This is a genomic window from Pseudomonas sp. PVC-5-1 (genome assembly GCF_057444345.1).
Genome location: NZ_CM172024.1, coordinates 881,774 through 893,994, shown reverse-complemented (window position 1 = coordinate 893,994; position 12,221 = coordinate 881,774). Strand labels below are relative to the sequence as shown.

The window sequence follows — 12,221 nt, the reverse complement described above, 5'->3', positions numbered from 1 at the left end:
TAGGCAGGAAGGTGAGGTGCGGCCCAGCCGCTGGCAAGCCAGCCCCCAGGCGACGAATGCGATCGACCGTTTCGTTCTCGATTACCCACGGGCGGGAGCAATGCTGCAAGGGAGCTGGCTTGCCAGCGGCTGGGATGAATACTCTGTGAGCCTGTACCGGCCTCTTCGCGGGTAAACCCGCTCCCACAGGGATCGCGCAGGCTTTGAAATCTGCGCGATCCCTGTGGGGGCTGGTTTGTTGAAAACCACAAAATTTCCCACAGGCCCCCACAAGGTTTGAAACCTGTGCGGTCCCTGTGGGAGCGGGTTTACCCGCGAAGAGGCCAGTACAGGCGCTACATCACTCCAGCGCAGCCGCCGGCCCGAAGAACTCGTAGCGGCTCTGCTGCTCTGGCACACCCAGGCCCTTCAGCTGGCGCTTGACCGCCGCCATGAAACCCTTGGGCCCGAGGAAGTATGCATCCACGTCTCGCTCTTGCGGCAGCCACTCGGCCAGCAAGTCCTCGCTCAGCAGGCCCACGGCATCAGCCGCGGCATCATCATGCGGTTCGGCATAGCAGTAGAAGCGCTTGAGCTGTGGGTGACGCTCGGCCAGCTCGTCGATCCAGTCGCGGAACGCATGCACGGCGCCGTTACGGGCGCAGTGAATGAAATGCACCTCACGCTGGGTTTGCAACGCCGCCTGCAACATTGGCAGGGTCGGAGTAATACCCACGCCACCGCTGATCAGCACCAGCGGCTTGTCGCTCGCCGCCAGGGTGAAATCGCCAGCCGGCGGGAACAGCTGCAGGGTATCGCCCACCGCCAGCACATCGTGCAGGTAGTTGGAGACCTTGCCACCCGCCTCGCGCTTGACGCTGATGCGGTATTCCTTGCCGTCGCACAGTGCCGACAGGGAGTAGTTGCGGCGCTGCTCGGCGCCGTCGATGTCCAGCTTCAGGCCGATGTACTGGCCAGGCTCGGCCTTGAGCACCGGTTTGCCATCCACCGGGGCAAAGTAGAACGAAACGATTTCGCTGCTTTCCTGCTCACGGCGCACCAGGCGGAATTCGCGGGTGCCGCGCCAGCCGCCTTCGGCCTCTTCCTTCTGTTTATAGAGGTTCTCTTCCGCGCCGATCAGGATGTCGGCCAACTGGCCATAGGCCGCGCCCCAGGCGTCGATCACGGCGGGTGTGGCGATTTCCTTGCCCAGCACTTCTTCGATGGCGCGCAGCAGGCAGCTACCGACGATCGGGTAGTGCTCCGGCAGAATCTGCAGGGCAACGTGCTTGTTGATGATCTGGCCGACCAGGCCGCCAAGCTGCTCCAGCTGGTCGATATGGCGGGCATACATCAGCACGCCGTTGGCCAGGGCGCGCGGTTGGTCACCGCTGGCCTGGTGGGCCTGGTTGAACAGCGGGCGCACTTGCGGGTACTCGCTGAGCATCATCTTGTAGAAGTGGGTGGTCAGCGCTTCGCCGCCGCTTTCCAGCAGGGGGACAGTGGCCTTGATGATTGCACGTTGTTCGGCATTGAGCATTGCAACAACTCCTGAGCCTGTGGCTTCAAATGACTGCCCGAGCTATTACATCAATCATGCCAACTCTTATCTCCAGCAAAATCAGGGGCTTGACGCAGGTCATGTCAAAACGACCCACCTCGACGTATAGTCATATCGACCCACAGGAGTCCATATGACCACGAAGCCCCTGCTCACCACCCTGCTGCCCCTGGTCAGCGACCTTTCCCGCGACCTGCCCGACCAGGAACGCTATCGCCGCCTGCTGCAGGCCATGCGGGGGTTGCTGCCCTGTGATGCCGCCGCGCTGCTGCGCCTGGACGGCGAGTGGCTGGTGCCGCTGGCAGTGGACGGCCTGAGCCCCGATACCTTGGGCCGGCGCTTCCGAGTCAGCGAGCACCCACGCTTCCAGATCCTGCTCAGCAGCCGGGAACCCACCCGCTTCGCCAGCGACTCCGAGCTACCCGACCCTTACGACGGCCTGGTCAACGCCCCTGATGCCAACCTGGAAGTACATGACTGCATGGGTTGCCCGTTGATGGTCGACGAGCGCCCCTGGGGCCTGGTTACCCTCGATGCCCTGACCCCCGGGCAGTTCCAGAGCCTGGAGCTGGGCGCTCTGCAGGCCTTCGCCAGCCTTGCCGCCGCCACGGTAACCGTGGCCGAGCGCATCGAGCACCTGGCCCTGCGCGCGGAAGACGAACACCACCGCGCGGAAATCTACCGCCAGGCCAGCGGCCAGGACAAAGAGCTGATTGGCCAGAGCCCCGCGCACAAGCGCCTGGTCGAGGAAATTCGCCTGGTCGGTGGCAGTGACCTGACCGTACTGATAACCGGTGAGACCGGCGTCGGCAAGGAGTTGGTGGCCCAGGCCCTGCACCAGGCCAGCAACCGCGCCGACAAGCCGTTGGTCAGCCTCAACTGCGCCGCCCTGCCTGACACCCTGGTGGAAAGCGAACTGTTCGGCCATGTACGCGGAGCCTTCACCGGCGCCCATGGCGAGCGCCGCGGCAAGTTCGAGCTCGCCAATGGCGGCACATTGTTCCTCGACGAAGTCGGTGAACTGCCACTGACGGTGCAGGCCAAATTGTTGCGCGTACTGCAGAGCGGCCAGTTACAACGCCTGGGCTCGGATCGCGAACACCGGGTGGATGTGCGCCTGATCGCAGCCACCAATCGCGACCTTGCAGCAGAGGTGCGTATTGGCAACTTCCGCGCCGACTTCTACCACCGCCTCAGCGTATACCCGCTGCACGTTCCGCCGTTGCGCGAACGTGGGCGTGATGTGCTGCTATTGGCTGGCTACTTCCTCGAACAGAACCGTTCGCGCCTAGGCCTGAACAGCCTGCGCCTGAGCAGCGAAGCACAGGCCGCGCTGCTGGCCTACGACTGGCCAGGCAACGTACGTGAACTGGAACATCTGATCGGCCGCTCGGCGCTCAAGGCGCTGGGCCAACATTCCGACAGGCCACGCATCCTCACCCTGGAAGCCATCGACCTGGACCTGCGCGCAACCGCAACGCCCGGCACCCCGCCCTCCCCTGCTGTGCCCTTGCCGGCGGCACCGCTACCCGAAGGGGGCTTGCGCGAAGCCGTCGACGACTACCAGCGCCAGCTGATCGAGGCCTGCCTGCAGCGGCACGAAGAAAACTGGGCAGCGGCTGCCCGGGAACTCGGCCTGGACCGCGCCAACCTTAGCCGCCTGGCCCGTCGGCTGGGGCTGCGCTGAGTTGGAATCCTGGGGGCGCTTTGCGCCCCATCGCGACACAAGGCCGCTCCTACAAGGGACCGCGCCCCCCCCTGTAGGAGCGGCCTTGTGTCGCGATGGGCTGCAAAGCAGCCCCACAATCCCCACACCCGCTAAAGCCCGACCAAACCAGGCCGATAACCGGTTATCCCCTGTTCCCCACGAAGGTCACCATGGCCACGCAAAATGCCCGCGCGGACTCGCTGTCCCTGCTGCTGTTCACCCTGCGCAGCGGCAAGTTGATGGCAATCAACCTGCTCAAGGTCAGCGAGATAATCCCCTGCCCGCCGCTGACCAAGCTGCCCGAATCGCACCCCCACGTGAAAGGCGTGGCAACCCTGCGCGGCAATTCGCTGTCGGTCATCGACCTGTCCCGCGCCATTGGCGAACGGCCGCTGGCCGACCCTGACGGCGGCTGCCTGATCGTCACCGAGATCAGCCGCTCGCGCCAGGGCCTGCATGTGCAGGCGGTCAGCCGCATCGTGCATTGCCTGAGCACCGACATCAAACCACCCCCTTATGGCTCGGGCAGCCGCTCGTTCATCACCGGCGTGACCAGGGTCGACAACACTCTGGTGCAGGTGCTGGACATCGAAAAAGTCATCCACGCCATCGCCCCGCCGCTGCCCGAACCGCATCACGCCACCCTGAGCGAGGAAGACGCCAGCCTGCTGGCCGCCGCCAATATCCTGGTGGTGGACGACAGCCAGGTAGCCCTGCAACAGTCGGTGCACACCCTGCGCAACCTCGGCGTCGAATGCCATACCGCGCGCAGCGCCAAGGACGCCATCAACGTGTTGCTGGAGCTGCAGGGCACCGCGCAGGAAATCAACGTGATCGTCTCCGACATCGAAATGAGCGAAATGGACGGCTACGCTTTCACACGCACCCTGCGCGAAACCCCCGACTTCCAGCACCTGTACATACTGCTGCACACCTCGCTGGACAGCGCGATGAGCAGTGAAAAGGCGACGCAGGCCGGGGCCAATGCCATCCTCACCAAGTTTTCCTCGCCAGAGCTGACCGATTGTCTGGTGGTGGCGGCGCGCGCCGTGGTGTTCGCCGAGCGCTGATATATTCGGAGACAAACTCCCCGGCTTGCCGTCGGGGTCGAGTCGGGCATAATTCGCCCCCCTCGCAAGTAACTTGCCGGAATCCGTATGAAGTTTTTCAGCTCTATCCTGATCAGTTTCGCCCTCTTCAGCGGTATCGCCCAGGCCTCCAGCAGCCAGGCCTGGAACGAGCAGCGCCAGCAGATGCTCAAGGCTTGCCTGGCCGCCAGCCAGTTCAAGGATGCTCACGCCCGCAGCAAGCCCGCCGAGTTCGATGATCAGGTCGGCATGAGCGCCCTGCTGATCGAAGGCGTCTACCCCCAGAAGCACATGCAGCAGCGCACCGGCACCGAGCTTTGCTTGTACGACCGCCAGCACCAGCGCGCCTTCGTCAGCGAGTGGAGCCCGGAAGCCAAGTGACCGACAGCCTGCGTTTCGCCTGTACCGGCTGCGGCAAGTGCTGTACCGGCCACCACGTGCCCTTGACCCTGGCCGAAGCGCGCCGCTGGGCGGACAACGACGGCCAGGTGGTGGTGCTGATCGAAGCCTTCGTTGCGGACGGCCCTGGCATGCCAGTAGAACAGCGTGATCATGTGCTGCGTCGTTCCCATCCCGTGCCCTGCGGCGACAGCGAAGTACGCGTCTCGGTGACCTTTGCCGCGTTCAACCCCGGGCGCTGCCGCAACCTCGACGACAACGACCTGTGCACCATCTACGACCAGCGCCCGCTGGTCTGTCGCATCTACCCGGTGGAAATCAACCCGCATATACCTCTGCGCCCGGGCAGCAAGGACTGCCCGCCGGAAGCCTGGCAACAGGGGCCGGAGCTGATTCACGGCAGGCAACTGGTCGATGCCGGGCTGGAGGCGCTGGTGCAGGCCTCGCGCCAGGCCGACCGCGATGACATCGCCGCCAAGGTGGCGGTGTGCCAGGCGCTGGGCATGACCACCAGTGCGCTCAAGGGCAACGGATTTACTGCCTACCTGCCTGACATGGGGGCCTTCCGCGCGGGTCTGGAGCAGGTACCGGAGGCTGGCCTGGCACAGTGGCCCCTGCACGTGGAGGACGCGGCGCTGGTGGCGAGCTTGCAGGAACATGGTTTGCGCATCACCAGCGAGCCCCCGGTGTATTACGCCTTCATCAGCTTCTAGCTATGCCTTGGCGGGGCAACCGCCTTGCACAGGAACCAAAGCCTGCCGCGGTCCCTGTGGGAGCGGGCGTGCCCGCGAACACCGGCGCAGCCGGTGCCATGCACCGCGTTGTATTCTTCGCGGGCATGCCCGCTCCCACAGGGGGCGCAGTTCGCATGCCAGGTGCGTCGTGGCGCGGCAAGCGAAACTGACAGCGCTGTCAGCCAGCGGTCACGCTGCCGACCCGGTTCGAGGGCTATAAGATTGAATACAGCCCACTTCCCTCCCCTATGGCCAAGGTGCCCGCACCGATGCGACGTCCGTCCCGCCCTGTCATCCTCGCCGCCCTGGCGCTCCTGGTCCTGGCGGTAGCGGGCCTCTGGTTCGGCCAGCGCCAGCCAGCACCTGCCACCCGCGCGCAAACCGCCATCCCGGTGCGCGTGGTCAGTGTCGTCCAGCAGGACGTGCCGCGCTATGCCAGCGCCATCGGCTCGGTGCTGTCGCTGCACAGCGTCGAGGTGCGCCCGCAAGTGGAGGGGGTACTGACCCAGGTGCTGGTCAAGGAAGGCCAGTGGGTGAAGGAAGGTGACCTGCTGGCCACCCTCGACGACCGCGCCATCCGCGCCAACCTCGACCAGGCCCGTGCCGAACTTGGCCAGAGCCAGGCGCAGATCCAGGTAGCCAACGTCGACCTGCAGCGCTACCGCCTGCTGAGTACCGACAACGGCGTTTCGAAGCAGACCCTCGACCAGCAGCAGGCCCTGGTCAACCGCCTGCAAGCCACGGTCAAGGGCAACCAGGCGGCCATCGCCAATGCCGAGGTGCAGCTGTCGTACACGCAGATCCGCTCGCCAGTGACCGGCCGGGTGGGTATTCGCAACGTCGACCCCGGCAACCTGGTGCGCACCAGCGATACCCGCAGCCTGTTCAGCGTCACCCAGATCGACCCGATCGCCGTCGAATTCGCCCTGCCGCAGCAAATGCTGCCAACCCTCCAAAGCCTGCTGAAGGCGCCCACCCCGGCACAGGTGCAGGCCTACATGGATGCCGACGGCGAACGCAGCCTGCTCGGTGAAGGCCACCTGGCACTGATCGACAACCAGATCTCCGCCACCACCGGCACCGTGCGGGTAAAAGCCGAGTTCGACAACAAGGACGGCCGCCTGTGGCCGGGCCAGCTGGTCACCATCCGCCTGCGCACCGCCGTGGAAGAAAACGCCCTGGTAGTGCCGCCTCCGGTGGTACAGCGCGGCGTCGACGGGCACTTCGTCTACCGCCTGGACGGTGACAAGGTCACCAGCGTGCCGGTCAAGGTGCTGTATCAGGACAGCGGGCTGAACATCATTGCCGGGGTCAAGCCGGGCGAGCGCCTGGTGCTCGATGGCCAGTCGCGGCTCAAGCCAGGTTCGCGGGTCGAGGTGGCCCCCGATGCCCCCGCGCCGTCGGAAATGGCCGACCGGCGGAGCCAGCCATGAACACGCGCAACGGTGTTTCGGCCTGGTGCATCGACCACCCTATCGCCACCCTGCTGCTGACCTTCGCCCTTGTGCTGCTGGGGGCCATCGCCTTCCCGCGCCTGCCGGTGGCACCACTGCCGGAAGCCGACTTCCCGACCATCCAGGTCACCGCCCAGCTGCCCGGCGCCAGCCCGGAAACCATGGCCTCGTCGGTGGCCACGCCGCTGGAAGTGCAGTTCAGCGCCATCCCCGGCATGACCCAGATGACCAGCAGCAGCGCACTGGGCTCGACCAACCTGATCCTGCAGTTCACGCTCGACAAGAACATCGACACCGCCGCCCAGGAAGTGCAGGCGGCCATCAACACCGCCACCGCGCGCCTGCCGCAAGACCTGCCCAACCCGCCGACCTGGCGCAAGGTCAACCCGGCCGACAGCCCGGTGCTGGTGCTGACGGTCAGCTCCAGCCAGATGCCTGGCAACGACCTCAGCGACTACGCCGAAACCCTGCTCGCGCGCCAGCTGAGCCAGATCGACGGGGTCGGCCTGATCAACATCACCGGGCAACTGCGCCCGGCGATCCGCGTGCAGGCGCAACCCGAGAAACTGGCCGCCATCGGCCTGACACTGGCCGACTTGCGCCAGGCCATCCAGCAGACCAGCCTGAACCTGGCCAAGGGGGCGCTGTACGGCGAGCACAGCGTTTCGACCATCGCCGCCAACGACCAGTTGTTCCATCCCGACGACTACGCCCAGCTGATCGTCTCCTACCGTGACGGTGCACCAGTGCTCCTGAGGGACGTGGCAAAGGTGATCAATGGCGCCGAGAACGCCTACGTCAAAGCCTGGTCCGGCGACCAGCCCGGGTTGAACCTGGTGATTTTCCGCCAGCCTGGCGCCAACATCGTCGATACCGTGGACCGGGTACTGGCTGCCCTGCCCAAGCTGCAGGAGATGCTGCCAGCCTCGGTCGAAGTGTCGGTGCTGCAGGACCGCACCCAGACCATCCGTGCCTCGCTGCATGAAGTGGAGCTGACCCTGATGATCGCCGTGGCCTTGGTGATCGGGGTGATGGCGCTGTTCCTGCGCCAGTGGTCGGCGACCATGGTGGTGTCCAGCGTGCTTGGCGTATCGCTGATCGCCAGTTGCGCGCTGATGTACATCTTCGGCTTCAGCCTGAACAACCTGACCCTGGTGGCCATCGTCATCTCGGTGGGCTTCGTGGTCGACGATGCCATCGTCGTGGTGGAGAACATCCACCGTCACCTGGAGGCCGGCGACGACAGCCGCACGGCAGCGCTCAAGGGCGCCGGGGAAATCGGCTTCACCGTGGTGTCGATCAGTTTCTCGCTGATCGCCGCGTTCATCCCGCTGCTGTTCATGGGCGGCGTGGTCGGCCGGCTGTTCAAGGAGTTCGCCCTTACCGCCACTGCCACCATCCTGATTTCGGTGGTGGTTTCGCTGACCCTGGCGCCAACCCTGTGCGCACTGTTCATGCGCCGCCCGCCCGGAGAGCACAAGGGCGGCTTCGGCGAGCGGCTGGTCAGGTGGTACGAAAAGGGCCTGGACCGCGCCCTCACCCACCAGCGTCTGACGCTCGGCGTGTTTGGCCTGACCCTGGCCCTGGCGGTGGCCGGTTACGTGGGTATTCCAAAGGGCTTTTTCCCACTGCAGGACACCGGCTTCATCCTTGGCACCAGCGAGGCGGCGGCGGATGTGTCGTACCCGTCGATGATCGAGAAGCACCAGGCGCTGGCCAAAATCATCGAGGCCGACCCGGCGGTGCGCGCGTTCTCCCACTCGGTGGGTGTCACCGGCAGCAACCAGACCATCGCCAACGGCCGCTTCTGGATCGCCCTCAAGCCCCGTGGCGAACGCGATGTGTCGGCCAGCGAACTGATCGATCGGCTGCGGCCCAAGCTGGCCCAGGTGCCAGGCATCGTCCTGTACATGCGTGCCGGCCAGGACATCAACCTAAGCTCCGGCCCGTCGCGCACCCAGTACCAGTACGTGCTCAAGAGCAACGACGGCATGGCGCTGAACCTGTGGACCCAGCGCCTGACCGAGCGCCTGCGGGAAAACCCGGCGTTCCGCGACCTGGCCAACGACCTGCAACTGGGTGCCAGCGTCACCCGCATCGATATCGACCGCCAGGCCGCGGCACGTTTCGGCCTGACCACCACCGACGTCGACCAGGCGTTGTACGACGCCTTCGGCCAACGGCAGATCAGTGAATTCCAGACCGAGACCAACCAGTACAAGGTGATCCTCGAACTGGATGCCCGCCAGCGCGGCAAGGCCGAAAGCCTCAACTACTTCTACCTGCGCTCGCCGCTGACCAACGAGATGGTACCGCTGTCGGCAGTAGCCCATGTACCGGCGCCCAGCACCGGGCCGCTGTCGATCAGCCACGATGGCCTGTTCCCGGCGGCCAACCTGTCGTTCAACCTGGCCCCGGGCGTGGCCCTGGGCGATGCGGTGACCATCCTCGAGCGCACCCAGCGCGAGCTGGGCATGCCCGACTCCATCAGCGGCAACTTCCAGGGCGCGGCCCAGGCCTTCCAGAGTTCGCTGTCGAGCCAGCCTTGGCTGATCCTGGCTGCGCTGGTGGCGGTGTACATCATCCTCGGCGTGCTGTACGAAAGCTTCGTCCACCCGCTGACGATCATTTCCACCCTGCCCTCGGCCGGCCTCGGCGCGCTGATCCTGCTGTGGGCCTTGGGCCAGGACTTCAGCATCATGGGGCTGATCGGCGTGGTGCTTCTGATCGGTATCGTCAAGAAAAACGGCATCCTGCTGATCGACTTCGCCCTGGAGGCCCAACGCCGCCAGGGCTTGACCCCGGAGCAGGCGATCCACCAGGCCTGCCTGACGCGCTTCCGGCCGATCATCATGACCACCCTGGCCGCCTTGCTCGGCGCGGTGCCGCTTATGTTCGGCTTCGGCACCGGTTCCGAACTGCGCCAGCCACTGGGCATCGCCGTGGTTGGTGGCCTGCTGGTGAGCCAGGCGCTGACGCTGTTCACCACCCCGGTCATATACTTGGCCCTAGAGCGCCTGTTCCACCGCCGCCAGGCCGCCCGTGCGGCGGCGCCCAGTGCCAGTTAGGACAAGACCATGCGTGTGCTGATCATCGAAGACGAAGAAAAAACCGCCGACTACCTGCATCGCGGCCTCAGCGAGCAGGGGTTTACCGTGGACCTGGCGCGGGACGGCATCGAGGGCCTGCACCTGGCCCTGGAGGGTGACTACGCGGTGATCGTGCTGGACGTGATGCTGCCGGGCATGGACGGCTATGGCGTGCTGCGCGCCCTGCGCGCGCGCAAGCAGACGCCGGTCATCATGCTGACCGCCCGTGAACGGGTCGAAGACCGTATCCATGGCCTGCGCGAGGGCGCCGACGATTACTTGGGCAAGCCGTTTTCCTTCCTCGAACTGGTCGCCCGCCTGCAAGCCCTGACACGCCGTAGCAGCAACCATGAACCGCTGCAGGTGCAGGTGGGTGACCTGTGGATCGACCTGATGGCGCGCAAGGCCACGCGCGCCGGCCAACGCCTTGAGCTGACGGCCAAGGAGTTCTCGCTGCTCAGCGTGCTGGCCCGCCGGCAGGGCGAAATTCTGTCAAAGACAGCGATTGCAGAGCTGGTCTGGGACATCAATTTCGACAGCGATGCCAACGTCGTCGAAGTGGCGATCAAGCGCCTGCGCGCCAAGCTCGACGGGCCTTTCGACAACAAGTTGCTGCACACCATCCGAGGCATGGGCTATGTCCTGGAAAGCCGTGCGGGGTAATTCCATCGCGCTGCGCCTGTCGGCGCTGTTCATCCTGGTGGCGCTGGGCGTGTTCCTGCTGATCGGTTCGGCGCTGTACCGCCAGGTAGACCGCAGCCTCGACCTGCTGCCGCAAGCCGAGCTGGACGCGCGCTTCAGTGTGCTCGAGTCCACCCTCAACCGCTTCGGCACACCGGAGCACTGGGTCAAGATCAACAACAAGCTCAACCTGCTCAGTGAAGAGGACAAGCGCATTCGCTTCTGGGTGGTCAGCAGCAACCCGGCCTACGAATACGGCCACCCTAGCGAGCTGGTCCGCGCCTTCGCCGAAGGCGTGCAGGGCATGCGCGACCTGCGCCTGCCCGACCGGCCCTACCCTTACAAGGTGCTGGTCAGCGAACTGCCGGCCCTGGGCGAGCGGCCGCCGCTGCGCTTTCTGATCGGCATCGACACCGAAACATTCTGGCAGGCGCAGCACAGCCTGCTGGTGGCGATTGTCGGGCTGGCGGTGCTCGGCGTGCTACTGGCCTCGCTGCTGGGCTACTGGGTGGCGCGTATCGGCCTGCGCCCACTGTTGGCGTTGTCCGTTGAGGCCCAGGCCCTGGCCCCACCGCGCCTGGACGGGCGCCTGCAGACCCACGCCCTGGCCCCGGAGCTTGCACAGTTTGCAGGTGCCTTCAATGCCGCACTGGACCGGGTAAGCCAGGCCTACTCGCGGCTGGAGGCGTTCAATGCCGACGTCGCCCACGAACTGCGCTCGCCGCTGACCAACCTGATCGGCCAGACCCAGGTTGCACTGACCCGAGGGCGCAGCGCCGAGCATTATTTCGAAGTGCTGCAATCGAACCTTGAGGAGCTGGAGCGCCTGCGCAGCATCATCAACGACATGCTGTTCCTGGCCAGTGCCGACCAGGGCAGCAAGGCCACTGCCCTGACCCAGGCCTCGCTGGCCCAGGAAGTGGCGACCACCCTGGACTACCTGGACTACATTCTCGAAGATGCGCAAGTCAGCGTGAGTGTGAGCGGTGACGCCCAGGCGCCCATCGAAAAGGCCCAGCTGCGCCGGGCGCTGATCAACCTGCTGAACAACGCCGTGCAGCACACCGCACCGCACCAGGTGATCGAGGTGCAGATCGCTGCCGGGCCGGAGCAGGTCAGCATCGCCGTGAGCAACCCGGGGCCGGCGATCGACGATGAGCACCTGCCGTTGTTGTTCGAACGCTTCTACCGGGTGGATGCGGCACGTAGCAACAGTGGTGGGGGTAACCATGGGTTGGGGTTGGCGATCGTCAAGGCGATTGCGCTGATGCATGGTGGGGAGGTGTTCGTGCGTAGTGCCGCTGGGGCCAATACCTTTGGGATCAGGCTACCGGCCCATATCTGACCAGCCAACGCCGTCCTTGTGGGAACAATTGCCTTGCTCAGAGTCTGAAAACAGCCGCAATCTTTGTGGGAGCGGGCAAGCCCGCGAACACGGGCGAAGCCCGTGCCATCCACCGCGGTGCCTGCTTCGCGGGCTCGCCCGCTCCCACAATGAACGCGTAGCGCGTCTAGCATGGGGGTTTGC

9 protein-coding genes are annotated in these 12,221 nt (G+C 65.4%); 8 read left to right on the top strand and 1 reads right to left on the bottom strand.

From position 1 onward, the window contains the following. Positions 1-340 precede the first annotated feature (340 nt). Positions 341-1,519: an NO-inducible flavohemoprotein gene (gene hmpA / locus AC2T3R_RS04080; RefSeq protein ID WP_410952890.1), complete on the bottom strand. Its 1,179-nt coding sequence runs from the start codon at positions 1,517-1,519 to the stop codon at positions 341-343. Between the two features lie 154 nt (positions 1,520-1,673). Between hmpA and norR the strand changes: the two genes are divergently transcribed. From norR to AC2T3R_RS04040, 8 genes are all read left to right on the top strand, one after another. After that, on the top strand, positions 1,674-3,227 hold the full coding sequence (gene norR / locus AC2T3R_RS04075) for a nitric oxide reductase transcriptional regulator NorR (protein WP_410952889.1): 1,554 nt from the start codon (positions 1,674-1,676) through the stop codon (positions 3,225-3,227). Between the two features lie 191 nt (positions 3,228-3,418). Then, the gene (locus AC2T3R_RS04070) at positions 3,419-4,318 is read left to right on the top strand and encodes a chemotaxis protein (RefSeq protein ID WP_410952888.1); all 900 of its coding nucleotides are present in this window, start codon (positions 3,419-3,421) and stop codon (positions 4,316-4,318) included. 87 nt (positions 4,319-4,405) lie between these two features. Then, complete coding sequence (locus AC2T3R_RS04065) at positions 4,406-4,717, top strand: hypothetical protein (RefSeq protein WP_013970974.1); 312 nt, start codon at positions 4,406-4,408, stop codon at positions 4,715-4,717. Then, positions 4,714-5,448, top strand: a complete 735-nt coding sequence (locus tag AC2T3R_RS04060; RefSeq protein WP_486744680.1) for a YkgJ family cysteine cluster protein — start codon at positions 4,714-4,716, stop codon at positions 5,446-5,448. The genes AC2T3R_RS04065 and AC2T3R_RS04060 overlap by 4 nt, the downstream gene beginning before the upstream one ends. A 290-nt stretch (positions 5,449-5,738) precedes the next feature. Next, a complete protein-coding gene (locus AC2T3R_RS04055; RefSeq protein WP_486744679.1) occupies positions 5,739-6,902 on the top strand; it encodes an efflux RND transporter periplasmic adaptor subunit in 1,164 nt (387 codons plus the stop codon). Next, a complete protein-coding gene (locus AC2T3R_RS04050) occupies positions 6,899-9,991 on the top strand; it encodes a multidrug efflux RND transporter permease subunit (protein ID WP_486744678.1) in 3,093 nt (1,030 codons plus the stop codon). The genes AC2T3R_RS04055 and AC2T3R_RS04050 overlap by 4 nt, the downstream gene beginning before the upstream one ends. Before the next feature lie 9 nt (positions 9,992-10,000). Continuing rightward, positions 10,001-10,675 carry a heavy metal response regulator transcription factor gene (locus AC2T3R_RS04045; RefSeq protein WP_015268985.1) on the top strand — a complete coding sequence of 225 codons (675 nt, stop codon included), beginning with the start codon at positions 10,001-10,003 and terminating at the stop codon, positions 10,673-10,675. Next, positions 10,650-12,038, top strand: a complete 1,389-nt coding sequence (locus tag AC2T3R_RS04040) for a heavy metal sensor histidine kinase (protein WP_410952884.1) — start codon at positions 10,650-10,652, stop codon at positions 12,036-12,038. The genes AC2T3R_RS04045 and AC2T3R_RS04040 overlap by 26 nt, the downstream gene beginning before the upstream one ends. Positions 12,039-12,221 lie beyond the last annotated feature (183 nt).